This window comes from Streptomyces sp. WMMB 714 (assembly GCF_900090125.1).
GTDB classification, from domain to species: Bacteria; Actinomycetota; Actinomycetes; order Streptomycetales; family Streptomycetaceae; genus Streptomyces; species Streptomyces daqingensis.
This window is the reverse complement of sequence record NZ_FMHJ01000004.1, coordinates 365,464-390,247: the sequence shown is the minus strand read 5'-3', so window position 1 is coordinate 390,247 and position 24,784 is coordinate 365,464. Positions and strand designations below refer to the sequence as shown.

The window sequence follows — 24,784 nt, the reverse complement described above, 5'->3', positions numbered from 1 at the left end:
CGGGGCGGGCCCCGCGCGCGACGGCACGCGCGCGGCGCCCGCGCACGGGCCTACGGTGCGGGCTGCCAGCTCCAGGTCGTGGAGACCTCCAGCGGCTGGATGGGCGTCACGAGGTGGGGGTGCGTGTTGAGCCCGTTGGGCGGCCCCGTCTGGGGTTCGACGCAGACCGCGTCGGGCTGCTCGTCGTACACGACGACCCACTCCGCACGGCTGGCGATCTTCAGTTGCAGCTTCTTCGGCCACGTCAGCGTCACGTCGACGCCCTGCGGCATGCCGAAACAGTCGTCCCACGGGCCGGGGCGGGGCTCGACGCGCTTGCCCGTCGGCAGATGGTCGACGCCCCGCTCCTCCTGCCACTCGGGGGTGAAGTCGATGCGCACGTCGCCGCTGCCGTCGCCGAGGTTGCGCAGGAACCACGGGTGCCAGCCCGCCTGCGCGGGGAAGCTGGCGTCGGACGCCTCCACGCCGAGCGTGAGGGTGAGCGAGTCCCCCTTCTCCGACAGCTCGACGACCTGGGTCACCAGGCCCTCCCAGGGCCACGGGTCGGACAGCCGGCAGGTGAAGGCCGCGGAGCGCTCGTCCTGCCGCGCCGTCTTCCAGACGCCTTCGCGCACGGTGCCGTGGATCGCGTGCGGACCGCTGTCCAGGGGGAGTTGGTACAGCTCGCCGCCGCTGCGGAAGCGGCCGTGCTCGGTACGCCCGCACCACGGGACCATCACGAACGAGCCGTACCTCTTGCCCTGCCGGAGCAGTTCCGTACCGCTGACCTTGAGCGACGCGAGGCGGCAGCCCCGGTGCGGTTCTACCGTCAGCTCGGTGTTGCCCGCGCGGAGCGTGACGTCTGCGTCAGTGGTGGCGGTATGAGTCATGACGCGACCATAAACCTCGCCGGTTCCCCTCACTGCGCGACCTGGCCAGGCCGCAGGCGTGACAGCGGCGGCCCGCCGACCGGCGAACACCCGGCCGGTCGCCGCGCGTCCGGCGAGCGGCCCGGCTTCAGCGCCGGCGGCGCAGGGCCCGGCCGATGAACACGGCTCCCGCGACGACGGCCGCGGCAGCCGGTGCGACCCAGCGGACGGCCGCCGAGTTGGCGATCGGCTCGGGCACGGGGACGGGGGCGTAGCGCCCGCGGGGCGGCGCGTGGTCGACCTCCTCGGCGCTGCGGCCGATCATGGTGCGGCGGGCGTGCGCGGCCTCCGCCTCGGCGGCCGCCTTCGCCTCCGCCTCGGTCACGTCGGTCTCCTCGCCCGCTTCCTCGTCGTACAGCGGGTCCAGCGAGGACGGCGGCACCTCCGTCTCGAAGACGCCGCCGCGCTCCGGACGGTCCGCGTCGGACGGCTCGCCCGGGGCGGCGTCCTCCTCGGACTTCTCCCCGGTCCTCTCCTCGGGCCTGTCCTCGGCCTTCTGCCCGGAAGCGCCGGCCGCACTGTCCTTGCCGTCCGGCTCGCTGCCTTCCTTGCCGCCCTTGCTGTTCGTGCCGGCCTTGGCGGCGCCGTCGCCGGCCGCCGCTTCGGAGGAGTCCGGGGCGGGGCCGGGGATGCCGGGGATGACGCGCTCGTTGTCGTCCGGCTCGCCGATGCCGCCGGCCTGCGGGGTCTCGGCCTGTGTGGTCTCCGCCTGGGCGGCGGGGGCGGCCGGGGAGTCCAGCGCCTGCGGCTCGTCCTGCTCGATGCTCTCGGCGAGCGCCTTGCCGAACCGTTCCAGCAGCCGTTGTCCCGCGGAGGCGGCCGTCTTGTCCTCGAATTCGGCGAGGCGGCCGTCGGCATCGACCGTCCCGGTGAAGACGAGCCTGGTGCCCTCGCCCTCCTTGGCCCGGCGGGGCACGACCGTGAGCTTCAGCCGCACCGAGCCGCTGCCGCGCGCCTCCGTCCCGCTGCCCTCGACGGCGAACTCCTCGCCCTTGGGCGTGACGGTGAGGCTGCCGCGGTACGTGATCGTGGAGTTGCCGATCCGGAGCCGCAGCCGGCCCTCCGCCGTATCCGGGCCGGAGGCGTCGGCGGTGCCTCCCTCAGGGGCGTCGATCTGCAGTCCGGGGACGCAGCGCGCGACGCGATCGGGCTCGGCGAGAGCCGCCCGTACCGAACCGACGGAAAACGGAACGTTCACCTCGTGCTCCATAGTCGGGAGCCTACCCACCACACCCCGCACATGTGACCGGTCGATCGCATATCTCCGCGCGCCGCACCCTCACGTACCACCCGGAACGGGGGGCGGTGCACGTCATCCGTAGCGCGGGCGGGTCAGCGTCGACGGCGGAAGTCCGGCCACGCGTCCGCGCGGTGCGCGCAGAGGCGGCGGATCGGCGGCGCCCGTCCGGGAGCTGACGGCGCGTGGCCTCGGCAGCCGCGGATCTCCGCCGGGGGAGCGCCGTGCCAGGACGAAGCCCCAGTCGCGGGGTGTCGAGACCGCGTACGGGGAGGTGTGCAGGCCGGCTGAGCGGAGGGTCGCCTCCACCGTCCAGTACGTCTCCGGGTGCGCGGCGGCCGTGCCCGCGTGGACGGCGAATCGTCCCCGCGGGGTCAGCGCCCGGCGGACCAGCCCGTAGAACTCCTGCGAATACAGCTTCGCGTCGACGCTCGGGCCGGGGGCGGGCAGATCGGAGACGACGACGTCGTAGGCGGCCGGGCCGCTGCCCGCGCCGTGTGCGTGCTCGCGCAGCCGAAGGAAGGCGTCGCCCCCGCGCACCTGCACCCTCGGATCGTCGAAGGCGCCGTCGTTGAGCCGCCGGAGACCGGGATCGGTGCGCGCCAACCGCACGACGGCGGGGTCGGCTTGGACGACCGTCACCTCCTCCACGTCGTCGTGGCGCAGCACTTCGCGCAGCGTCAGCCCGTCTGCCCCGCCGAGGAGGAGCACCCGGGCGTTCGGCCCGCCCGCCATGGCCGGCCGGACGAGGGCCGAGTGGTAGCGGTAGCCGTCCGCGGAGCACACCCGCAGGCGCCCGTCCAGGAACAGCTGCAGCGGCTTGCCGCCGCGACGGTGCGCGGTCGGATCGGCGTCTCCCGTCAGCACGGCCTCCTGGGTGCCGGTGCGCACGGCCACGCGCAGGTCCTCCCCGTACACCGCCCGGCGTGCCTCCCGCTCGAAGACGCCCACGAACGCGGTCCCGGCGACGAGGAGCACGATCACGGCACCGTTCACGGTGAGCAGCCCCCACCGCATGCGGACGCCCACGTCGTGGCGGAAGAGCCACAGGACGACGACACCGCCCGCCGAGGCGTTGACGACACCCGTCAGCAGAGCCCCCGTCAACTGCCCGAAGAACGGCAGCAGAAGGAAGGGGAAGGTCAGTCCGCCCACGAGCGCGCCCACGTAGTCGGCGGCGAAGAGGTCGGCGAGGGCTCCGCCCGCGTCCTGGCGGCGGACGCGCTGGATGAGGGTCATCAGCAGCGGCATCTCGGCGCCGATCAGCACGCCGATGGCGAGGGAGAATCCGACGAGCGCCGGCCAGGCGCCGCCGAGCCAGGCGAAGCTGGCGTAGAGCGCCATCGCCGAACCGCCCCCGACGACGGCGAGCACGGCCTCGACGAGGACGAACCCGGTCGCCGCGCGGCATCGCAGCCGCTTGGCCAGCAACGACCCGATGCCCATCGCGAAGACCATGACGGAGAGCACGACGGACGCGTGTGTCACCGAGTCGCCCGCCAAGTAGGAAGCGAGCGCGACGAGTTCGAGTTCGTAGACGAGCCCGCAGGCCGCGCAGACGAACACGGAGGCCAGTACGAGTCCGCGTCCCAGCCCGGCGGGCACGGGCAGCCGCACGTCGTCGGCGGGTTCGAGGAGGCGGTCGCTCATGGCGTGAACGTTACGTGACGGCGCGAACACTCTCCGGAACGCACGCGAGCGCCTCCGCGGCACGCCACGCGCGGCGGTTCGCGCGTGAGGAGACGCGGCGGCACTGCTTCGGCGGCCGGTCCCAACTCTCAGGCCGGGGCGGGGCGTCGGGACGCGCGGACGCCTGCCGGGAGCACGGTGTGCGCGGTGACGCCGCGGCCGGACTCCGGCAGCGGCGCCGATGCGCGGACAGGCACCCCGACCCGGGTCCGGGTGGAGACCAGGGTGCCCTCCTGCGGGTAGGAGTGCCACGTACGCCAGTGGACCTGCCCCGACTGCCGCCGCACCAGCAGCGCGGTGAAGGCGTCGGGCGAGCCGGGGAACGTACCGGCAAGGCCGTTGGGGTGGTCCGAGACCAGCGCGAGCAGTTCCTGGGCGCGTCCCGCGAAGGACGCGGGCGCCAACTTCTCGACGTGGGCGGCGAATTCGTACTCCCACACGCCGACGCGTTTCGAGACGCCCAGCGGCAGCGGCGTACTGCTGCCCTGCATGCAGGCGACGGTCTCCGAGCAGCTTCCGCCGTCCTCTTCGAGCAGCACCTGGTGGGAGGCGCCGAGGAGGCGCAACTGCACTGCGGCGCCGTCGAGTTCGAGCTCCCTGACAGCGAGTGCCGGAAGGGGTTCCCGCCCGAGGACCCAGGCGAGGTCGCCGGCACGGGTATCGGTGTACGGGGTGGAGAGAGTGGTGAGCATGGGTCGGCTCCGCAAGCACACGGTGGAGGGGCGAGCCGGCACGACCCCCGGGACACGGCCGGGGTCGGCTTCGCCGACTCGAACCCACGCCAGCTTCAGTGATACTGAATCACCGAATCATGAAATGTGTACTTCCACAGACTTTTCGACGCCTACCTCCGGGTTTCCATCCCCCCGAGTGCCGGACAGTTCAGATGTTCAACTGCCGTACGGCGACCGGGAGGACGGAATCCGAGGCTCCGGGTGCTCGACCCCGGCGGGGCTCAGCTGCCGCCGCCACCGCCGCAGCCGCCGCCACCGCCGCCCCCGCACGAGGAGGAAGAGCCGCACGACGAGCCGCCGCCGTCGGACGACGAACCGCCGCCGCAGGACGAACCGACCTCTCCCGCACCGGCCCACCAGCCGCCGCCCCCGGACGACGACGAGCCCGCGGCCCGGCGGCGGCGCACGCTCGAGGCCGGACGCGTACCGCCGCTCCTCCTCGACGCGGCGACGGCAGCGAAGGTCACAGCGGCCACGATCATGGCAAAGAAGATCAACACGATGACTAGCGTCACGTCGGGTCCCCCATCTTTCAGCGGTGCGGCACCCCGCACCCTCAGTTGCACACGCGCGTCCCCCGGACGCCCGCGGATAGACGCCGTCTCCGGCGTGACGGGCTCCTGCCCGGGCCTTTCGGCCCTCAAAGCAGAGTTGAGGAAGACGAGAGGTTCGCGTTCCCGGGGCGGCGGCCGGCGGCCGGCAGTGGAGCGGCGCGGCGTGCGACGGCCTCCGAACGGGCGGGGCTCTACGCCCTGAATGCCCGTCATAAGTGCAATTGGGCGTTTCCCGACCTAGCGTCAGCTCCGAAACTCCCCCGACGGAGCGGCCGTCGCGCCGCTCCGGCCCGTGAAACAGGAGCACTCGTATGCGCATCACGCGAACCACAGCGGCCGCCGCGGCCGGCGCCGCCGCCCTCCTCCTCTCGCTGGCGGGTCCGGCCGGCGCCGCGCCGGCCGACGTCGCCGCCGACGCCCCGGGTGGCGGCGGATGGCACCGCGTCGGCCTCGACGGCGAGCAGGAAGTCCCCGGCCCGGGCGACCCGGACGGCAACGGCGTCTTCCGGTACGAGATCAAGAAGGACCGGCTCTGCTACAGGCTGAGCGTCGCCGACATCGACCCGCCGACCGCCGCGCACCTCCACTTCGGGCCCGCGGGCGAGACCGGGCCGGTCGCCGTCGTGCTGCGCACGCCGGGCGAGGACGGCACGTCCGGCGGGTGCATCCGCGCCCGCGCCGACCAGACGCCCGAGAACGCGGCCGAGGTGCTGACCCGCTGGGAGCTCCGCGGCATCGAGCAGGACCCGTTCTTCTTCTACGTCAACGTCCACAACGAGGAGTTCCCCGACGGGGCCGTCCGCGGCCAGCTGTGACCCCGTCCGCGGGGCGGCGCTGAAGTGAGCGACCGGGGTGTGCGGCGGGTGCACGTCGCACACCCCGCAGCACGGGAGGGGCCGGTCCCGGCCCGCTCCGCCGGCCCCGCCGGACCCGGCGGGCGTGACCGCCGCACGTCCGATCGGACAGGATGATCCCTGGACGGTCGTATCCCGGGTGAGGAGTTGGTGGACACATGAGTGACAGGCCGCTGCTGAACCGCAATCTGCGGGGGTTCGGTTCGACGATCTTCGCCGAGATGTCCGCCCTCGCCGTGAAGACCGGGGCGATCAACCTGGGGCAGGGCTTCCCCGACACCGACGGCCCCGAGTCCGTACGGGAAGCCGCCGTGAAGGCCCTGCGGGACGGACGCGGCAACCAGTACCCGCCCGGCCCCGGCGTCCCCGAACTGCGCACCGCGATCACCGAGCACCAACAGCGCTTCTACGGCCTGACGTTCGACCCCGACACCGAGGTGCTGGTCACCGCGGGCGCGACGGAGGCCATCGCCGCCTCGATGCTCGCCCTGCTGGAGCCGGGCGACGAAGTGATCGCGTTCGAGCCCTTCTACGACTCTTACGCCGCCTCGATCGCGATGGCCGGCGCGACCCGCGTCCCCCTCACCCTCCGTGCCCCGGGCTTCCGTCCCGACCTCGACGCCCTGCGCGACGCGATCACCCCCCGCACCCGGCTGCTGCTGCTCAACTCCCCGCACAACCCCACCGGCATGGTGCTCACCCGGGACGAAGTGACCGCCATCGCCGCTCTCGCGGTCGAGCACGACCTCCTCGTCGTCACCGACGAGGTCTACGAGCACGTGGTCTTCGACGGCGAGCACGTCCCGCTCATCTCGCTCCCCGGCATGCGCGACCGCACGGTCTCGATCTCCTCCTCCGGGAAGACCTTCTCCTTCACCGGCTGGAAGGTCGGCTGGGTCACGGCGTCCGCGTCCCTCGTGGCGGCCGTCCGCACCGCGAAGCAGTACCTGACGTACGTCAGCGCGGGGCCGTTCCAGTACGCCGTCGCCGAGGCGCTGCGGCTGCCCGGCAGCTACTTCGCCGAGTTCCGCGACGACCTGCGCGGCAAGCGCGACCTTCTCGCCGACGGGCTCGCGGCGGCGGGCTTCGAGGTACACCGGCCGCAGGGGACGTACTTCGTCACCACCGACATCACGCCGCTGGGCGAGAAGGACGGTCCGGCGTTCTGCCTGCGCCTCCCCGAGCGCTGCGGCGTGGTCGCCGTGCCGAACGCCGTCTTCTACGACGACCCGGACGCGGGACGGACGCTCGTGAGGTTCGCGTTCTGCAAGAGGCACGACGTCCTGGAGGAGGCCGCCGCCCGCCTGCGGCGCCTGGCGGACTAGACCCGCGCTCCCGGCGTCCCCGGACCCGACGGACCGGACGGTCGTCGGGTCCGCGGACGCCGGGAGCGTCGCCGGGTCACTTGCCCGAGGCCGCCGGGAACTGGCTCTGCATCTGCTGCCAGGCCTGGCTGACGACCGCGACGTCGCCCCAGGAACCGTCCGTGAAGTGGAACCGGAGGGTGGCCTTGCGCGGCATGCCCCCGGCCCACTCCAGGTGCTCGACGCCGCGCACCTGTTCCCTCGGCAGGGACCAGCCGGTCTCGGAGCCCAGCTCGCCCACGTACACGAGGTGGAGCCCCGTACGGCCGACGACGAGGAAACGCCGCGCGGACGTGTGGTGGGCGGCCAGCAGCGAGCCGGCGGTGCTTCCCCAACCCCCGCGCAGGGCGCGGCGCTTGCGGCGGAACGTGACCGAGTCCAGGAGCCAGTCGAAGAAGTTCCCGATCGGATCGGTCAGATGGTGCACCGGGACGACGACGAACAGGAGCAACCGGTCCAGCAAGCCCTTCTTGGGCTTGCGGACCACCGACGGATCCGGCCACCTGCGGCGCGGTGGCGTCTTCGCGCGCCCCGTGCCCTGGCTCGGTCCGAACACCACCGGCTGGTCCACGCCGGCCAGCGCCGCCTCGACGTGGCCGCGCGCCTCCTGCGCCGCCTGCTCTGCCTTGTCGTTCATCGTCCTCTGCCCAACTCCTCAGCCGAAATCCTTCTCGACCCTCTCCTTAGGCGAGAGCCCGTCGTTCATCCGGTCCTCGAAACCACGGGAGGAATCCTGCGGGAGAGGACTCTTCGGCGCGACACCGGGGGCGCCTTCGGGGCCGTACGTCTCGTAGCCCTTCTTGATCACGTCGCCGGTCTCGACGCCGATCACCGGGGCCACCACGCCCTTCTTGAGCGCCCTCTTGGTCGCCCAGTACTGGGCGGCCGCGGCCAGGTCGTCCCGCGACCCGCCCTCGACGCCGTCGATCTTCCCGCGGTACCGCTTGAGCGCGTTGCGGTGGCTGAGCGGGTTCTTCTTGTCGTTGAACCGGCGCAGCGTCGTGCGCAGCTTCGCCGCCTTGCGGAGGGCCTTCAGCCGCTTCGCCAGATCGGCGAGGGTGTCGGCGAGCTTCGCCGTGATCTTCACAGCCTTCATGGCCTTGTGCGCGATGCCCGCGGCGGCGATCAGCGGCCCGATCGCGGCGGCCGCGCCCGCCGTGAGCACCGACAGCAGCGCGGTCGTCGCGGCGGCGGCCACGGCGGCCTCGACGATCTCCACGATCAGGTCGATCATCAGCTGCTCGGCCTCGGCGCACGCGGCGGCAGCGGCATCGAGCAACTCGGCGATCTGCTCCATGTCCGCGGCCTCGCCCTCCAGGGCGTCCTCGAACGCGGACATCTCCTTGTGGAAGGCCTCGGCCGCCTTGCCGGCCCAGGAGCCGTTGAGGCGCTTCCGTTCGAACTTGAGGTCGTCGACGACGCCGCGCAAGTCCCGGGCCGCTTCCCGGTACTTCAGTGCGGCCTTCGTGAGCTGCTCGTTGTCGCCGGACACCTTCTCCAGGTCGTCCTCGAGACCGAACTGCTTGATGATCCCGCGGACGGCCTCGTCGAGCACACCGGCGAACGGCCCGGAAATGCTGATACCGAGCTTGCTGAGGATGTCCACGGTCAGCCCCCGAAGCTCACGTTGACGTCGTCCTCGGTCTGGTCGTACGCCTTCGCCGTGTCCCGCACCGCGTCGACGTTCTCCTCCAGCGTGCCGGCCGCTTCCTTCAGGTCGTCGAGCGAGTCCTTGCGCTGCTTCTCGTAGTCGTCGGCCAGCTCGTTCGACTCGGGCAGCTTCCCGAACGCCCCGGTGGGCAGCGTCACTTGGTCGATCTTGTTGCGGATGCGCCGGATGCGCTCCACGTCCTTGCTGACGTTCTTCGCGTAGGTCCGCAGAGCCTGCGGCTCGACTTCGAACTCTTCGGACAACGTCGTTCCCCCCAACTCACATGTGCGTCTGCAATGCGTCTGCGGGACAACCTTAATCGGGCCTCAGCAGCGGAATGTGAAGCTCAGGTTCGGGTGAGGGCGAGCGCCGGTGAAGGCGGGCCTTTGTGAAGCCCGGCGCGGTACGGGGCGCCGGTCAGCCCTGCCCGTCCCGCGGAAGGACCGACACCACTTCGGGGACCGGGCGCAGATGCTCCCCGAGCACCGCGAGCGCCCGCTCGGCGTCGCAGGCGTCGAGCGCGGCGACGAGCGCGCGGTGCTCGGCGTCGACGATGTCCACCCGTTCCGGGCGGGCCTTCATCGCGCGCAGCCCGACGCGCTGCTGACGGGAGTGCAGGCCGTCGTAGAGGTCGGTGATCACCGAGTTTCCCGCGGTGCTGACCATGATCTGGTGGAACTGGCGGTTCAGGCCGGCCACTTCGAACCAGTCCCCCGCGGCGCCGGCGCGCTCCATCGGCTCCAGCAGCGCGGTCATCCCCTCGGGAGCCCCGTGCCGGGCCTCGCACAGCGAACGGGCCGCCTGGCCCTCGATGAGCCGGCGCGCCTGGTAGACCTCCTCCAGCTCGCGTGCCGTGACGCTTCGCACCTGGGCGCCCTTGCGCGGCATGAGCTGGATGAAGTGCTCGGCGGCGAGACGGTGGAAGGCCTCGCGGACCGGGGTGCGGGACACGCCGACGGTGCGGGAGACCCACTGCTCGTCGAGGAACTGGCCGCCTTCGAGGGTGCCGCGGATTATCTCGTCGCGGAGCCACTCGTAGACGCGTTCCCTGGCGGGCCCGGCGGCCTTCGGGCTGCGCGTCGCCCCGTCCGGTGTGGTCACTGGCCCCTTCTCCCTGTCGGCTGACGTGAGGGCATCGTATCCCTGGACGCCTCGCAAATACACCGTGTATACACGGTGCATGCGCGGCTTGCGCGGTCGTCGTCACCGAGGAGTCCCCCTGTGCCCAGCACCCCCGCCGACCGGCGCTTCGCCGTCTGGCTGTCCGATCCCAGCACCGCCGCCGTCGAGATCGCCCGCGGCATGGGGTACGGAGCCGTCGTGCTCGACATCGAGCACGGCTCCTTCGACCTCGCCGACCTGGAGCGCTTCATCCCCTTCGTCAAGGCGTCGGGGATGGAGGTCCTCGCCAAGGTGCTGGGCCCCGAGCGCGGCCCGGTCCAGCAGGGGCTGGACTTCGGCGCGGACGTCGTCGTGATCCCGCACGTGGAGAGCGCGGCGCACGCCCGTACCGTCACGGCGTTCGCGAAGTTCCCGCCGCTCGGCGACCGCAGCTTCGCCGGAGGGCGGACGGCCGGCTACGGCGGCATGACGGACGACTGGGTGCGCGAACAGGACGCGCGCACCCGCTGCTACCCCATGATCGAGGACGCCGGTGCCGTCGAGGAGATCGGGGACATCCTGGCCCTGCCTACGGTGGACGGCGTGTTCGTGGGCCCCAGCGACCTCTCCCTTCGGCGCGGACGCGGCGCGTACGCCCGTACGGAAGGCGACTTCGCGGACCTGCAGAAGATCGCCGACGCCGCCGCGGAGGCCGGGAAGCCGTGGTTCCTGCCCGCCTGGTCCAGCGAGGAGAAGGAGTTCGCGGTCGGTGCCGGAGTCGACCAGATGGCGCTGATCATGCAGCACGGCGCTCTGGCGGCCGGGTTCTCGGCCCCGCTCGACGAGACGCGGCGACTCCTCTCCGGAAGCGGCGGCCCCTCGGCTGACGCGGCTCACACACCGGACCCGGCGGACGCGCGATGACGCACAGTGAAGCGGCCAAGGGCGCCGCTCCGAGGGCACAGCCCGGGACACCTCACGAGCCGTCCCGCGGGGGTCCCGCCGAACCGGCCCGCGGGACGGCGCCGGGGACCGCCCCCTCCGGCGGCCGCGGGCGAGTGCGCTGGGGCATCGCGGGAGTGCTCGGCGTCGGCACCTTCGTCAACTACATCGACCGCGTCAACCTCTCCGTCGCCGCCCCGGCGATCATGCGGGACTTCGACATCAGCGCCTCGCAGATGGGTGTGCTCTCGTCGGCGTTCCTGTGGACGTACGCGATGCTGCAGCTCCCGGTCGGCTCCGTCATCGACCGGATCGGCGTCACCTGGGTCAACAGGGCCGCGGCGTTCCTGTGGACGGTCGCGTCGTTCGCGTCGGCCGCCGCGGGCGGACTCGGTCTGCTGCTCGTCTCGCGGCTGCTGCTGGGCGTGGGGGAGGCGCCGACCATTCCCGCGGGCTGGAAGAGCATCGGGCAGTGGTTCCCCAAGCACGAACGCGGCACCGCGACTGCCGTGTTCGACGGCTGCGCCAAGCTCTCGAACGTGATCGGCATCCCGGTCATGGCCTTCCTCGTGACGGCGTACAGCTGGCATGCCGCCTTCCTGTTCACCGGCGTGCTGTCGGCCGTCTACCTGGCGCTGTGGTGGCTGCTGTACCTGACACCCCGGCAGGCGCACGCCAAGGGCAGGCTCGGCGACGAGGAGCTGGCGTACATACGCGAGGGCGGCGCGGACGACGAGGACTCGGCCACCGGCGAGGGCGGGTCGCTGCGCGGGCTGGGCCACCTGCTGCGGCGCCGCAAGACCTGGGGCCTGGCCCTCGGATACGCGTCCTACACCTACAGCTACTACGTGCTGCTGACCTGGCTGCCCGGCTACCTCGAGAAGCAGTTCGGGGTGAACCTGATGCAGGGCGGGGTCTACACGATGATCCCGTGGCTGGCGGCGGTCGTCGCCCAGTTCACGGTGGGCGGCCTCGTCATGGACCGCTGGCTCCGGCGCGCGAAGGACACCACGCGCGTGCGCCGCACGGTGCTCGTCCTCAGCCTCCTCGCCTCCCTGTCGGTGACGGGCGCCGCCTACGCCGGGTCCGTCGGCGCGGCACTGGTCTACCTGTCGGTGGGCGCGGCCGGACTCGCGATCTCGGTGCCCGCGGGGTCGAGCATCGTGGCCCTGATCGCCCCGGAGGGGTACGCGGGCACGCTCGGCGGGGTCGTCAACTTCGTCGCGAATCTGCTCGGCATCGCCGCCCCCATCGTCACGGGCATGGTGGTCGACGCGACGGGCTCGTTCGCCGGTGCTTTCATCGTCACCGGTGCGGTGCTGCTCGGCGGCATCTTCTGCTACACGGCGGTGCTCGGACGCATCGAGCGCATGCCCGCGCCCGCGGAAGCCGCATGACAGCCGACCTGCCGGCGGAGCGCCGGCGCAGGACCAGCCGATGGGAGAGGACGCATGGCTGAGATCGCCGTGGCGCAGTTCGCGCCGGGTGAGGACAAGAGCGCGAACCTGGCGGTGCTGCGCGAACTGGCCGAGGAGGCCGCGGGCCGCGGCGCGCGGGTGGTCGTGGCCCCCGAGTACGCGATGTACACCGCGCCGGCCATGGACCGGCGGTTCGTCGACTCGGCAGAAACCCTGGACGGCCCGTACACCGAGGCACTGCGCGAGCTGGCAGCCCGGCTCGGCATCCACCTGGTGGCGGGCGTCAACGAGCAGCGGGACGGGAGCACGATCCACAACACGCTGGTCGCCGCCGGACCGGACGGTGAGATCGCCGCCCTGTACCGGAAGACGCACCTCTACGACGCCTTCGGTTTCACGGAGTCATCGGTCGTGCACCCCGGCGCCCTGGACGCGCCGGCGACGTTCACGTCCGGCGGCCTCGTCTTCGGCATGCAGACCTGCTACGACCTGCGCTTCCCGGAGGTCACGCGCCGGCTGGTCGACGCGGGTGCCGACGTCGTACTGGTACCCGCCGAGTGGGTGCCCGGCCCGCTGAAGGAGGACCACTTCGTGACGCTGCTGCGGGCACGGGCCATCGAGAACACGGTCTACGTCGCGGCGGCCGACCAGTGCGCTCCGACAGGCTCCGGGCACAGCATGATCATCGACCCGATGGGGGTCGTCCTCGCGTCGCTGGGCGAGCAGACCGGGACGGCCCTCGCCACCGCCGGCCGGGAGCGCATGTCCGCGGTACGGAAGATCAACCCGGCGCTGGAGCTGCGGCGCTTCGCCGTGAAGGAGCGCTGACGAGGCGGGCTCCCGTCCGACAGCGCACGCAACGCACCAGGGAGCGGGCGGGGGTCCTCCCCCGGCCCGCTCCCTGGTGCGGTCCAGCGTGACGGCGGCCCGTGCGGACGGGCCCGCGTGTGCCGGGTGGCCCGCCCGGGCCACCGGGCTCACTCGGAGTCGTCGTCCGGCTTCTCCCCGGACTCCGCGTCCTTCTCGAGGCCGAACTGCTCGACCAGCCACTTGTCGAACTCGATCGAGGCACGGACCCAGCTGACGACGCTGGAGACGAAGTGCTCCAGCGAGACGCCGGTGCCGATCAGCAGCTGCGCCTCGCCGATCAGACGGACGGTGCCGTCGTCGTGCGTGTGGCTGTAGACCTTCGGCCACAGCGTGCGGCGGTTCCAGTCGTCGATGCTCTCCAGCAGCTTGGGCTTGTCCTCGATCGGGTGGGGCCGGTCGTAGAACGTACGGACCGAGAAGACCTGCTGCTCCTCCTCGCCCCGGAACATGAAGTACGTGCGGAACTCTTCCCACGGCGCCGCGAGGTCTCCCTCCTCGTCGACGACGTACTTCAGCTCCATCTGATCCAGCAGCTGCTTGATCAGCTCCTGGTCGGGGATGACAGGGCCGGTCGGGCCGGACTCCTGCGGGTCGGGCTCCTGCCCCCCGAAGTTCGGGATCGAGGACGGGTCGATGCTCACCGGATTTCCCTTCTTACGGTTCCTGCCATCCTCCCTCACACAAGCCCCGTACACGCAACCCCGGACGTCACGGCTCCCGCCGCTCGGTCTGCCGCTGCCCGAGAGCGGACGGGGACGCGGGCCGGACGCCGATCGGACGCGTAACGGGCACGGAACGGGCTCGGGAGGGACGGATCGCGGACGGGGCCCGGCGTCAAGCCCGCCGGATCCGCGCCGGCGGCGCGAGGCCGCCTCACCGCCGGTCCAGTGCCTGGTCCAGCAGGTCCTCCGCCATGGCACGGGCGTGCCGCAGGCGGCTGCCGTCTCCTTCCAGGCCGGCACGCGTCATCGCACCCTCCAGCAGGAACGACAGGTGTTCTGCCGTCGTGCGGGCCGCTGTGGGCCGGCCGGGCAGCATCGCCTCCATGTGCTCGCCGACGAGGCGCTCGACCTCCTCCTTGTGGCGGCGTACCGCTGCCCGGCTCTCGTCCCCGTCGGGCAGCTCGGCGGCGGCGTTGAGCAGCCCGCAGCCGCGGAAGCCCTGCGCGTGGACGGAGGCGGCGCTGTCGGCGTACGTGTCGAAGACCGCCAGCACGCCCTCGCGGGGGCTTCCGTCCTGCCGGAGGCGTGCGCGGTAGTGCGCCAGCCACTCCTCGTGCCGGGCGTCCAGGTAGGCCCGGACGAGCTCGGCCTTGGAGGAGAAGTTGTTGTACAGGCTCATCTTCGCCACGCCCGCCTCGGCAGTGATCGCGTCGATGCCGGTCGCGGCGACGCCGTCGGCGTAGAAGCGCCGTGCCGCGGCGGCCAGGACACGTTCACGGGCCGGCCGCCGCCTCCCGGCGCCTCTCGGTCGCTCCACCTGACTCATCACACACCTCGGTTGCACTAGGTAGACCGGTCTACCTAGTGTAGTCCGTACGCGGCTGCCCGCCGCAACTGCCGGATCCATGAACTCCACACCCGTGCCCCCGCCGACTCCCCCGGAGACTCATGTCCCTCCTGACGCCCCTCCTGACCGACCACCTCGTCGTCGACGGGGTACGCCTCGCCTACCGGGACCGCGGCCGGGGCGAGCCGGTGGTCTTCATCCACGGCACGCCCTCGCACTCCCACGAGTGGCGCGACGTCGTCCCGCACATCGAGGAGGCCGGCTTCCGCGCCGTCGTCTACGACCTGCTGGGGTACGGCCGCTCGGAGCGTCCCGTGGACCGCGACACGTCGGTCGCCGCCCAGACGGACCTGCTGGCCCGCCTCCTCGACGCGCTGGGCATCGAGCAGGCGAACATCGTGGCGCACGACATCGGCGGCGCCGTCGGCCTGCGCTTCGCCCTCGACCACCCCGGCCGGGTGCGGCGGCTGATGGCCATCGACCCGGTCAGCTACGACTCGTGGCCGTCCTCGACCTGGCGGAAGATCATCGACGAGCACCTGGACGGCTTCACGAGCATGCCGCAGGAGGCGTTCGACGCCCTGCTGACCCGTCAGCTCCGAATGACCGTCGCCGACGAGTCGCTCATGACCGGCGGCACCCTCGAGGCGTACCTGGCACCCCACCGGTCGGCGCTGGGCCGCGTCTCCTTCTTCGAGCACCAGGTGCGCCACTACGACTCGAAGTACACCGAGGAGATCAGCGGCCGGCTCGGAGACCTCGCCATGCCCGTCCGCATCCTGTGGGGCGAGGGAGACCGGTGGCAGCCCCTCCACTACGCGCGGCGGCTCAGCGGCGACATCCCCGGGGCTGAACTGACCGTCGTCCCGGAGGCCGGTCACTTCCTCATGGAGGACGCCCCCGAACGCGTCGTCGAGGAGATCGGCGGCTTCCTGCGCCGCCCGTCACGGTGAGGGGCGGCGCGGCTGACTCCCCGCACCGCCTCCCGTCCGCCGCTGTCAGGATCCGCGCGCCGAGGTGACCTCCAGGCTCCCGCCGTCCGGCGCGGCTTCCACCCGCACGGTGTCGCCGTCGAGCACCTCGCCGGAGAGGATCTCGCGGGCGAGCTGGTCGCCGATCGCCGTCTGCACGAGGCGGCGCAGCGGACGTGCGCCGTACGCCGGGTCGTTGCCCTCCCGTGCCAGCCACTCCAGTGCCTCCGGAGTGACGTCCAGCTCCAGCCGCCGCTCCGCGAGCCTCCGGCGCAGTCCCTCGATCTGCAGGCCGGCGATGCGGGCGAGCTCGTCGGTGCTCAGAGCCGAGAAGACGACCACGTCGTCCAGCCGGTTCAGGAACTCCGGCCGGAAGGAGGACCGTACGGTGGCGAGCACCTTCTCCTTCTTCTCCTCCTCCTTCTCCAGGGGGTCCATCAGGTACTGGCTGCCCAGGTTGGAGGTGAGGACGAGGATGGCGTTGCGGAAGTCGACGGTGCGGCCCTGCCCGTCGGTGAGGCGCCCGTCGTCGAGGACCTGCAGCAGCACGTCGAAGACCTCGTGGTGCGCCTTCTCCACCTCGTCCAGCAGCACGACGGAGTACGGGCGGCGCCGCACCGCCTCGGTCAGCTGGCCGCCCTCCTCGTAGCCGACGTAACCGGGCGGAGCACCCACCAGCCGTGCCACCGAGTGCTTCTCGCCGTACTCGCTCATGTCGATGCGGACCATCGCCCGCTCGTCGTCGAAGAGGAACTCCGCGAGCGCCTTGGCCAGTTCGGTCTTGCCGACGCCGGTCGGGCCGAGGAAGAGGAACGAGCCGGTGGGCCTGTCGGGGTCGGCGATGCCGGCCCGCGTGCGCCGCACGGCGTCGGAGACCGCCCTGACGGCCTCGCTCTGACCGATCAGCCGCCTGCCCAGCTCGTCCTCCATGCGCAGCAGCTTCTGCGTCTCGCCCTCCAGCAGCCGCCCCGCGGGGATGCCGGTCCAGGAGGCGACGACGTCGGCGATGTCGTCCCGGCCGACCTCCTCCTTGACCATCGTCTCCCGCTCGGGCTGCGAGGCGGCTTCCTCCTCGGCGGCGGAGGCCTCCTCCAGCTCCCGCTCCAGGCCGGGGATCTCTCCGTACAGCAGCTGCGACGCCGCCTCGAAGTCCCCCTCGCGCTGGGCGCGTTCGGCCTGCCCGCGCAGCTCGTCGAGCTTCTCCTTCAGCTCACCGACGCGGTTGAGGCCCTGCTTCTCCTTCTCCCAGCGGGCCGTCAGCCCCCGCAACTCCTCCTCGCGGTCGGCCAGTTCGAGACGGAGCCGCTCCAGGCGCTCGACGGAGCCGGGGTCGGTCTCGTTGGCCAGGGCCAGCTCCTCCATCTTCAACCGGTCGACGGAGCGCTGGAGTTCGTCGATCTCGACGGGGGAGGAGTCGATCTCCATACGCAGCCGGGACGCGGCTTCGTCGACGAGGTCGATCGCCTTGTCCGGCAGGAACCGGGAGGTGATGTACCGGTCGGACAGGGCGGCGGCCGCCACGAGGGCACTGTCCGCGATCTGCACCTTGTGGTGCGCCTCGTACCGGCCCTTGAGGCCGCGCAGGATCGCGATGGAGTCCTCCACCGTGGGCTCCGCCACCAGCACCTGCTGGAAGCGGCGCTCCAGGGCTGCGTCCTTCTCGATGCGCTCGCGGTACTCGTCGAGCGTCGTGGCGCCGACCATGCGCAGCTCCCCGCGGGCGAGCATCGGCTTCAGCATGTTGCCCGCGTCCATGGCGGAATCGCCTCCGGCGCCCGCGCCGACGACCGTGTGCAGCTCGTCGATGAACGTGATGATCTGGCCGTCGCTCTCCTTGATCTCCGACAGCACCGTCTTCAGGCGTTCCTCGAACTCACCGCGGTACTTCGCGCCGGCCACCATCGCGCCGAGGTCCAGCGCCACCAGCCGCTTGTCACGCAGCGACTCGGGCACGTCGCCCTTGACGATCCGCTGCGCCAGCCCCTCCACGACCGCCGTCTTGCCGACGCCGGGCTCGCCGATGAGGACCGGGTTGTTCTTCGTACGCCGGGAGAGCACCTGCACCACGCGGCGGATCTCCTGGTCACGCCCGATGACCGGGTCGAGCTTGCCCTCGCGCGCCGCGGCCGTGAAGTCGGTGCCGAACTTCTCGAGCGCCTTGTACGTGCCCTCCGGGTCGGGCGACGTCACGCGCCGGCTCCCGCGCACCGCCTGGAACGCCTCCAGCAGCTTCTTGTCGGTGGCGCCGTTGTCCCTGAGCAGGTCGGCCGTCTGCCCGCCCTCGGCGGCGAGCGCGATCAGCAGGTGCTCGGTGGAGACGTACGCGTCGCCCAGCTCCTTCGCACGCTGGGTGGCGTCCGCGATGACCGCCAGCAGTGGGCGGTTCGGCTGCGGCTTGCCGACCGTCGATCCCTTGACGCTGGGCAGCGCGGCGAGCTGGCGCTCGGCGCCGGAGCGCAGCGCGGCCTGGTCCGCTTCGACGGCGGAGAGCAGGTCGGAGATGTTCTCGTTGTCCTCGCCCTGGAGCAGCGCGAGGAGCAGATGGGCAGGTGTGATGTCGGGGTGCCCGTCCGTCACCGCACGGTCGTTCGCCCCGCTGATCGCGTCACGGCTCTTGTTGGTCAGCTCGGCGTCCACTGGCGTGCGTGCCTCCTTCTTCTCGCTGCTCTTCGGTAGCGCCCCGGCCGGCCGGGACCGTACAGCCCGGTCCGGCGGGTACCCCCACTGCACTGTTCAGCATCCAGCAAGTTGAGTCTATTCCACTCAACTATAGGGGCGTTAGGTTCGTTCCCATGACGCGTACGCCTTCCTCCCCCGCACCGCTTCCGGCAGCCGACGTCTCCGAAGCCCTTGCCGCCTTCTGGCGGGAACGCCACTACGCCACGCTCACGACCCTCAGGCCCGGGGGCACCCCGCACGTGGTGCCCGTCAGCGTCACCTTCGAACCGGGTACGGCGACGGCCCGCGTCGTATCGCGCCGGACCAGCAAGAAGGTGCGGAACATCGCGGCGGCGGGCGCCGAAGGCATGCGGGTGGCGCTCTGCCAGGTCGACGGCGGGCGCTGGTCGACACTGGAAGGCCGCGCCCGCGTACGTGAGGACGCGGACGCGGTCTCGGACGCCGAGCGCCGCTACGAGGAGCGCTACGGCCGCCGGCCCCGCCCCAACCCCGAGCGCGTGCTCATCGAGATCGCCGTGGACCGCACGATGGGGCGCGGCGTCTGAACGGGCCCGCCGCCCGTGCTGCCACGGAACCCCCGGCCGGGGCAGGGCGCGGCCGGGGCGGGGAAGGGAGCAGACGGAGCAGACGCCGGGGCAGCGGCTCAGCGGCCCCCGATCTCCTTCAGCAGCGTCTTCGCCGACTTCGGGTAGGGCCGCCCCAGCAGTTCGTCGTCCGAACCGACGGACGTCACGGCCACCAGCGTCCCGGCACCCCGCGACTTGTCGAAGTCCCGCAGCCACGGACCGCCGCTGACGCCCTGCGTCAGCCGGCACGGCTCGAGCGCCAGGGCCCCGACGTTGGCCGCCGCGATCTCACCGCGGCCGTAGCGGCGTGCCTCGCCCGCGCAGTAGTTCAGCGACTCCCCGTCGTAGGGCGAGGTGACCGGGTAGCCGAGCGTGGCCGTCGTGCCGCCCGGAACCGGCTCCGTCTTCAGGGTATTCGCGCCGTGCACGTCCTGGATGGTGCGCCCGCCCCGCTTCTCCATCCGCAGGAACGCCCAGTCGTGCGGGAGGATCGCCTCCAGCTCCTTGCGCACGTCCCAGCCCGGTGCCGTCCGCCACGACGTGGCCTTCCAGCCCTTCGCGAGGACGGCCTTCGGGCCGCCCTGCCCCTCGTAACCGGGCTGGAAGTAGATCGCCTGCGGCTTCTGCGGACGCTCCGGGCTGGCGATGCAGTGCGCCGCCGTCGCGACGACGCTGCCGCTCGGAGAGTCGACGACGGCTGCCGAGCACGACTCGACCTGGTTGTCCGACAGCTTCGCGACAAGCCTCCCGACCGTTCTGACCGTCCCGTGCGGCCACCGGCTCCCCTCGGAGGGCGGCGGGTAGGGCGCCGGAGCGCCGGCCGCGCCCATCACGGCCAGGGCGGTGGTGCATGTCACGAAAGCGGTAAGTGCCGCGCGTGTCGACGTCATGCCCCCACGCTCGGCCTGACCCGCCCCTGCGGCCAACTGCACACACCCGGTCGGGTTACACGTGCATGTTCCGCCTCGCACAGCCGTACGTGTCGGGCAGGCTGCACGGCGGCCCTGCCGAGCGGGGGCGCCTGCCAGGGGCCGCCGGGGCCCCGCGCGTCCCTGCCGCACCGAGGCCCCCTGCGCGCCGGACGCGCGAGGGGGCCGTTCGGGCAACTGACGTGCTCAGTCGCGGCTCTTCTTGGGACGCCAGACGACGAGCGCCCCGGACTGCGGATGCACGTCCTGGTACGGCACGAGGTCCCGGCGGTACGAGGCGTGGACCTGGGCCTCGCGCTGCTGCATGGCCGCCGCTGCGCCCTCGACCGCCTGCTGCAGTTCGACGACGCGCGACTTGAGCGCGGCGACCTGGTTCTCCAGTTCGATGATGCGCTTGATGCCCGCGAGGTTGATGCCCTCGTCCTGGCTCAGCTCCTGCACCTGACGCAGCAGTTCGATGTCCCGGGCGGAGTACCTGCGGCCGCGGCCGGCCGCCCGGTCCGGCGAGACGAGACCCAGACGGTCGTACTGCCGCAGCGTCTGCGGGTGCAGGCCCGAGAGCTGAGCGGCCACCGAGATGACGTACACCGGTGACTCGTCCGTCAGCTGATAAGGATTGCGTCGTCCGCCCCGGCCGTTCACCTCAGTCTCCCTTCGCGGCCTTGAACAGCGCGGCCCTCGGGTCCTCCGCCGCCGTCGCCTCGCGGTAGGACTCCAGGATGCCCTTCGCCTTGTCGCTCAAATCCTTCGGAACCGATACGTCGATCGTGACCAGCAGGTCGCCGCGCGTCCCGTCCTTGCGCACGGCACCCTTTCCGCGTGCCCGCATCGTACGACCGCTCGGCGTGCCCGGCGGCAGTTTGAGCGTGACGGGCGGACCGCCGAGGGTGGGCACCTTGATCTCGCCGCCGAGCGCCGCCTCCGGGTAGGTGACCGGCACCGACACCGTCAGGTTGTCGCCGCGGCGGCCGAAGACCGGATGCGCGTCGACGTGCACGATCACGTAGAGGTCGCCGGCCGGGCCGCCCCGCTCGCCGGGGGCGCCCTTGCCGCGCAGCCGGATGCGCTGCCCGTCGCTGACGCCCGCCGGGATGCGGACCTGCATGGTGCGCGAACTCGTCGCCTTGCCGGAGCCCTTGCACGTGTCGCACGGGTCCTGGGCGATCAGGCCGCGGCCCTTGCAGTCCAGGCACGGGTCGGTCAGCGAGAAGCCCCCACCGCCGCCGCGTGAGACCTGACCGGTGCCGACGCAGGTGGGGCACACCCGGGGCGTGCCGTTCTTGTCACCCGTGCCGGCACACGTCTTGCACGCCGCCGAGGAGGACATCCGCAGCGGCACGGTGGCACCGTCGACTGCCTCGGTGAAGCTGAGCGTCACCTCGGACTCGACGTCCTGGCCGCGCCGGGGCTGGGTACGCGTACCGGCGCCGCCACGGTTGAACAGACCTCCGAAGACGTCGCCGAGACCGCCGCCGAAGCCGCCCGCGCCACCGGGGCCGCCCGGGCCGCCGCCCGGCTGGCCGCCCCCGAAGAGGTCGCTCAGGTCGAAGTTGAATCCGCCCGCGCCACCGGGGCCGCCGGGCCCGCCCGTCCTGATCCCGCCGTTGCCGAACAGGGTGCGCGCCTCGTCGTACTCCTTGCGGCGCTTGGGATCGCCCAGTACGTCGTACGCCTCGGAAGCGTTCTTGAAGCGCTCCTCGGCCTTGGCGTCGCCCCGGTTGGCGTCGGGGTGGTTCTCACGTGCGAGCTTCCGGTAGGCCTTCTTGATCTCGGCCTCGGTGGCGTCCTTCGGGACACCGAGAACCTTGTAGTAGTCCTTCTCGATGAAGTCCTTCGTACTCATCCGCGGCGTCCCTCCTCCCGCTCGGTACCCCGGCCGGGGACCGGCCCGAGGTCCGGGCCGATCCCCCCGTCCAGCTCGCTTCCCTGGTCAGCCCTGCTCGGGGCCACCGTTCTCCTCTTCGTCGGCGGGCTCCTCGCCTGCCGGGCCCTGAGCACCCGGCTGCGGCTCAGCGACGCCCACCCTCGCGGGACGGATCGTGCGCTCGCCGATGCGATACCCGGGCTGGAGAATCTGCACGCACGTCGTCTCGGTGACGTCGGGCGAGTACGAGTGCATCAGCGCCTCGTGCACAGTCGGGTCGAAGGGCTCCCCCTCCTTGCCGAACTGCATCAGACCCATCTTGGCGGCGACCATCTCCAGCGACTCGGCGACGGACTTGAAACCGCCCACGAGTTCGCCGTGGTCCCGCGCCCGGCCGATGTCGTCGAGGACGGGCAGCAGCTCCGTCAGCAGGTTCGCGACAGCGACCTCCTTGACGGAGGCGCGGTCCCGCTCGACGCGACGGCGGTAGTTCTGGAACTCGGCCTGCAGACGCTGGAGATCCTGCGTGCGCTCCTGGAGCGCCGTGCGGGTCTGGTCCAGCTGGGCGGTCAGCGCCGCCTCCTGCGGGCCGAGCTCTCCGCCCTGGCCCTGGACCTGACCCTGGATCGGCTCCTGACCGGCCTGGCCTTCCTGCTCGGTCTCGGGAACGTCCCCGGCCCCGTCCGCCGGGCCCCCCGCCTCGTCGGCGGGGGAGGCACCGGCGGCCTGCGCCGCAGCGTCATCGGGCTGTACGGCGTCGGTGGGGACGTCGGACTTCTGGTCGAAGCCCGGGGTCTCCTCCGTCACGCTGCACCATCCTTCGGCTTCTGCTCGTCGTCCACGATCTCGGCGTCCACGACGTCGTCGTCACCGTCGGCCTTGGACTCGCCCGCGGCACCCTCGGCACCGGCCTGAGCGCCGGCCTCGCCCTGGGCGGCCTGGGCGTCGGCGTACATGGCCTGGCCCAGCTTCTGGCTGGTCGCCGCGACCTTCTCGCTGGCCTCGCGGATGGCCGCCGTGTCCTCGCCCTTCAGCTTCTCCTTCAGGTCCTCGACGGCGGCCTCGACCTCGGTCTTGATCTCGCCGGGGACCTTCTCCTCGTTGTCCTGGAGGAACTTCTCCGTCGTGTAGACCAGCTGCTCGGCCTGGTTGCGCGTCTCGGCGGACTCGCGGCGCTTGGCGTCCTCGTCGGCGTACTGCTCGGCGTCGCGCATCATGCGCTCGATGTCTTCCTTCGGAAGCGCCGAACCGCCCGTGACGGTCATCCGCTGCTCCTTGCCCGTCCCCAGGTCCTTCGCGGAGACGTGCATGATGCCGTTCGCGTCGATGTCGAAGGTGACCTCGATCTGCGGCACGTTGCGCGGGGCGGGCGGCAGGCCCGTCAGCTCGAACATGCCGAGCTTCTTGTTGTACGCCGCGATCTCGCGCTCACCCTGGAAGACCTGGATCTGCACCGACGGCTGGTTGTCCTCGGCCGTGGTGAAGGTCTCCGAACGCTTCGTAGGAATCGTGGTGTTGCGCTCGATCAGCTTGGTCATGATGCCGCCCTTGGTCTCGATGCCGAGGGACAGCGGGGTGACGTCGAGCAGCAGGACGTCCTTGACCTCGCCCTTGAGCACACCGGCCTGGAGGCTGGCGCCGATGGCGACGACCTCGTCCGGGTTGACGCCCTTGTTCGCGTCCTTGCCGCCGGTCAGGTCGCGCACCAGCTCGGCGACCGCGGGCATACGCGTCGAGCCGCCGACGAGGACGACGTGGTCGATCTCGGAGAGCTGGATGCCGGCGTCCTTGATGACGTTGTGGAACGGCGTCTTGCACCGCTCCAGCAGGTCCTGCGTCAGCTGCTGGAACTGGGCGCGCGTGAGCTTCTCGTCCAGGTGCAGCGGGCCCTCGGCGGACGCCGTGATGTAGGGCAGGTTGATGTTGGTCTCGGTGGAGCTGGACAGCTCGATCTTCGCCTTCTCCGCGGCCTCGCGGAGACGCTGGAGAGCCATCTTGTCCTTCGACAGGTCCACGCCGTGGCCCGAGTGGAACTGCTTGACCAGGTGGTCGACGACCCGCTGGTCCCAGTCGTCACCGCCGAGCTGGTTGTCACCGTTGGTGGCCTTCACCTCGACGACGCCGTCGCCGATCTCCAGCAGCGAGACGTCGAAGGTGCCGCCGCCGAGGTCGAAGACCAGGATCGTCTGGTCTTCCTTCTCCAGCCCGTAGGCGAGAGCGGCGGCCGTCGGCTCGTTGACGATGCGCAGCACGTTCAGACCGGCGATCTCACCGGCCTCCTTCGTGGCCTGGCGCTCGGCGTCGTTGAAGTACGCCGGGACGGTGACGACGGCGTCCTCGACCTTCTCGCCGAGGTAGGCCTCCGCGTCCCGCTTCAGCTTCTGGAGCACGAAGGCGCTCATCTGCTGGGGGTTGAAGTCCTTGCCGTCCAGGTTGATCTTCCAGTCGGTGCCCATGTGGCGCTTGACCGACCGGACCGTCCTGTCGACGTTGGTGACGGCCTGACGCTTGGCCACCTCGCCGACGAGCACCTCGCCGTTCTTCGCGAAGGCCACGACGGACGGCGTGGTCCTGGCGCCCTCGGCGTTGGTGATGACGGTGGGCTCACCGCCTTCGAGAACACTGACGACGGAGTTCGTCGTGCCCAGGTCGATGCCGACCGCACGTGCCATTTCGGTTTCCTCCAGCTGATGTCTTGAGTGAAGCTGACTCAAGAGTGCACGGCGAGGCAGGGAACGTCAAACGCCTTGAGTGGACAGGGCTCAACTCTTATGCCGTCTTTATGCGCACCCGGCCGCTGAGCAGGCACGGGAGGAAGTCCGGGCGCAGCCGTCAGGGTTGCCCTCGGCGGACGCTCGACGCGTCGCACCCCCGCGACGCAGATCACCGCGCGCCCGGGTACCAGCACCGCCGGGAAAGTGGGTAGTCTCGAACGGACTACATA

Annotated in this window: 24 protein-coding genes; 7 read left to right on the top strand and 17 right to left on the bottom strand. The window is 71.6% G+C overall.

The annotated features are described in order from the left end of the window. Positions 1–50: 50 nt before the first annotated feature. From H181DRAFT_RS09550 to H181DRAFT_RS09530, 5 genes are all read right to left on the bottom strand, one after another. The gene (locus tag H181DRAFT_RS09550; RefSeq protein WP_045863831.1) at positions 51–869 is read right to left on the bottom strand and encodes an aldose epimerase family protein; all 819 of its coding nucleotides are present in this window, start codon (positions 867–869) and stop codon (positions 51–53) included. Between the two features lie 127 nt (positions 870–996). Next, entirely contained in the window at positions 997–2,106 is a 1,110-nt protein-coding gene (locus tag H181DRAFT_RS09545) for an SRPBCC family protein (RefSeq protein ID WP_045863830.1), read from the bottom strand. A gap of 114 nt (positions 2,107–2,220) precedes the next feature. Continuing rightward, positions 2,221–3,795 carry a polyamine aminopropyltransferase gene (locus H181DRAFT_RS09540; RefSeq protein WP_045863829.1) on the bottom strand — a complete coding sequence of 525 codons (1,575 nt, stop codon included), beginning with the start codon at positions 3,793–3,795 and terminating at the stop codon, positions 2,221–2,223. A gap of 128 nt (positions 3,796–3,923) precedes the next feature. Further along, positions 3,924–4,526 carry a DUF2617 family protein gene (locus H181DRAFT_RS09535; protein ID WP_078895618.1) on the bottom strand — a complete coding sequence of 201 codons (603 nt, stop codon included), beginning with the start codon at positions 4,524–4,526 and terminating at the stop codon, positions 3,924–3,926. A 263-nt stretch (positions 4,527–4,789) separates the two neighbouring features. Further along, positions 4,790–5,068: a hypothetical protein gene (locus tag H181DRAFT_RS09530; RefSeq protein ID WP_175439737.1), complete on the bottom strand. Its 279-nt coding sequence runs from the start codon at positions 5,066–5,068 to the stop codon at positions 4,790–4,792. Positions 5,069–5,433: 365 nt separating this feature from the next. Here H181DRAFT_RS09530 and H181DRAFT_RS09525 point away from each other — a divergent pair, with 365 nt between their 5' ends. Next, complete coding sequence (locus H181DRAFT_RS09525; protein ID WP_052708518.1) at positions 5,434–5,937, top strand: CHRD domain-containing protein; 504 nt, start codon at positions 5,434–5,436, stop codon at positions 5,935–5,937. 197 nt (positions 5,938–6,134) lie between these two features. Continuing rightward, a complete protein-coding gene (locus H181DRAFT_RS09520) occupies positions 6,135–7,301 on the top strand; it encodes a pyridoxal phosphate-dependent aminotransferase (RefSeq protein ID WP_045863827.1) in 1,167 nt (388 codons plus the stop codon). 76 nt (positions 7,302–7,377) lie between these two features. Here H181DRAFT_RS09520 and H181DRAFT_RS09515 read toward each other — a convergent pair whose 3' ends face one another. The 4 genes from H181DRAFT_RS09515 to H181DRAFT_RS09500 form a co-directional block, all read right to left on the bottom strand. Next, a complete protein-coding gene (locus H181DRAFT_RS09515; protein ID WP_045863826.1) occupies positions 7,378–7,977 on the bottom strand; it encodes a hypothetical protein in 600 nt (199 codons plus the stop codon). Between the two features lie 18 nt (positions 7,978–7,995). Then, entirely contained in the window at positions 7,996–8,946 is a 951-nt protein-coding gene (locus H181DRAFT_RS09510) for a WXG100 family type VII secretion target (RefSeq protein WP_052708517.1), read from the bottom strand. A 2-nt stretch (positions 8,947–8,948) separates the two neighbouring features. Continuing rightward, positions 8,949–9,254 carry a type VII secretion target gene (locus H181DRAFT_RS09505; RefSeq protein WP_045863824.1) on the bottom strand — a complete coding sequence of 102 codons (306 nt, stop codon included), beginning with the start codon at positions 9,252–9,254 and terminating at the stop codon, positions 8,949–8,951. Positions 9,255–9,408: 154 nt separating this feature from the next. Further along, positions 9,409–10,092 carry a GntR family transcriptional regulator gene (locus H181DRAFT_RS09500; RefSeq protein WP_045863823.1) on the bottom strand — a complete coding sequence of 228 codons (684 nt, stop codon included), beginning with the start codon at positions 10,090–10,092 and terminating at the stop codon, positions 9,409–9,411. A gap of 120 nt (positions 10,093–10,212) precedes the next feature. On the opposite strand from H181DRAFT_RS09500, the gene H181DRAFT_RS09495 reads away from it, so the two are divergent. From H181DRAFT_RS09495 to H181DRAFT_RS09485, 3 genes are read left to right on the top strand one after another with little or no spacing between them, the layout of a single operon-like run. Continuing rightward, a complete protein-coding gene (locus tag H181DRAFT_RS09495) occupies positions 10,213–11,016 on the top strand; it encodes an HpcH/HpaI aldolase family protein (RefSeq protein WP_045863822.1) in 804 nt (267 codons plus the stop codon). Beyond that, positions 11,013–12,431, top strand: coding sequence for an MFS transporter (locus H181DRAFT_RS09490; RefSeq protein ID WP_078895616.1), 1,419 nt, complete (start codon positions 11,013–11,015; stop codon positions 12,429–12,431). Before H181DRAFT_RS09495 ends, H181DRAFT_RS09490 begins: the two co-directional genes overlap by 4 nt. A 54-nt stretch (positions 12,432–12,485) precedes the next feature. Then, positions 12,486–13,280, top strand: coding sequence for a carbon-nitrogen hydrolase family protein (locus tag H181DRAFT_RS09485; protein WP_045863820.1), 795 nt, complete (start codon positions 12,486–12,488; stop codon positions 13,278–13,280). 149 nt (positions 13,281–13,429) lie between these two features. On the opposite strand, the gene H181DRAFT_RS09480 is transcribed toward H181DRAFT_RS09485, so the two are convergent. Together H181DRAFT_RS09480 and H181DRAFT_RS09475 are read right to left on the bottom strand one after the other, a co-directional pair. Then, a complete protein-coding gene (locus H181DRAFT_RS09480) occupies positions 13,430–13,963 on the bottom strand; it encodes a type III secretion system chaperone family protein (RefSeq protein WP_045863819.1) in 534 nt (177 codons plus the stop codon). Between the two features lie 232 nt (positions 13,964–14,195). Then, positions 14,196–14,810, bottom strand: a complete 615-nt coding sequence (locus tag H181DRAFT_RS09475; protein WP_045863818.1) for a TetR/AcrR family transcriptional regulator — start codon at positions 14,808–14,810, stop codon at positions 14,196–14,198. A gap of 122 nt (positions 14,811–14,932) precedes the next feature. Here H181DRAFT_RS09475 and H181DRAFT_RS09470 point away from each other — a divergent pair, with 122 nt between their 5' ends. After that, positions 14,933–15,784 (top strand): alpha/beta fold hydrolase, encoded by an 852-nt coding sequence (locus H181DRAFT_RS09470; RefSeq protein WP_045863817.1) that lies wholly within the window; start codon positions 14,933–14,935, stop codon positions 15,782–15,784. A gap of 45 nt (positions 15,785–15,829) precedes the next feature. Here the strand turns inward: H181DRAFT_RS09470 and clpB are convergent, their stop codons facing one another. Next, positions 15,830–18,439, bottom strand: a complete 2,610-nt coding sequence (clpB, locus tag H181DRAFT_RS09465) for an ATP-dependent chaperone ClpB (protein ID WP_045863816.1) — start codon at positions 18,437–18,439, stop codon at positions 15,830–15,832. Between the two features lie 155 nt (positions 18,440–18,594). On the opposite strand from clpB, the gene H181DRAFT_RS09460 reads away from it, so the two are divergent. Then, on the top strand, positions 18,595–19,026 hold the full coding sequence (locus H181DRAFT_RS09460; RefSeq protein WP_045863815.1) for a pyridoxamine 5'-phosphate oxidase family protein: 432 nt from the start codon (positions 18,595–18,597) through the stop codon (positions 19,024–19,026). Between the two features lie 98 nt (positions 19,027–19,124). Here H181DRAFT_RS09460 and H181DRAFT_RS09455 read toward each other — a convergent pair whose 3' ends face one another. From H181DRAFT_RS09455 to dnaK, 5 genes are all read right to left on the bottom strand, one after another. After that, on the bottom strand, positions 19,125–19,937 hold the full coding sequence (locus H181DRAFT_RS09455; RefSeq protein WP_139131691.1) for a trypsin-like serine peptidase: 813 nt from the start codon (positions 19,935–19,937) through the stop codon (positions 19,125–19,127). 225 nt (positions 19,938–20,162) lie between these two features. Then, complete coding sequence (locus H181DRAFT_RS09450) at positions 20,163–20,618, bottom strand: heat shock protein transcriptional repressor HspR (protein WP_045863813.1); 456 nt, start codon at positions 20,616–20,618, stop codon at positions 20,163–20,165. Position 20,619: 1 nt separating this feature from the next. Beyond that, positions 20,620–21,819: a molecular chaperone DnaJ gene (dnaJ, locus tag H181DRAFT_RS09445; RefSeq protein ID WP_045863812.1), complete on the bottom strand. Its 1,200-nt coding sequence runs from the start codon at positions 21,817–21,819 to the stop codon at positions 20,620–20,622. A gap of 87 nt (positions 21,820–21,906) precedes the next feature. Then, complete coding sequence (gene grpE / locus H181DRAFT_RS09440; RefSeq protein ID WP_045863811.1) at positions 21,907–22,647, bottom strand: nucleotide exchange factor GrpE; 741 nt, start codon at positions 22,645–22,647, stop codon at positions 21,907–21,909. Then, entirely contained in the window at positions 22,644–24,512 is a 1,869-nt protein-coding gene (gene dnaK, locus H181DRAFT_RS09435; protein WP_045863810.1) for a molecular chaperone DnaK, read from the bottom strand. The genes grpE and dnaK overlap by 4 nt, the downstream gene beginning before the upstream one ends. Positions 24,513–24,784: the final 272 nt, after the last annotated feature.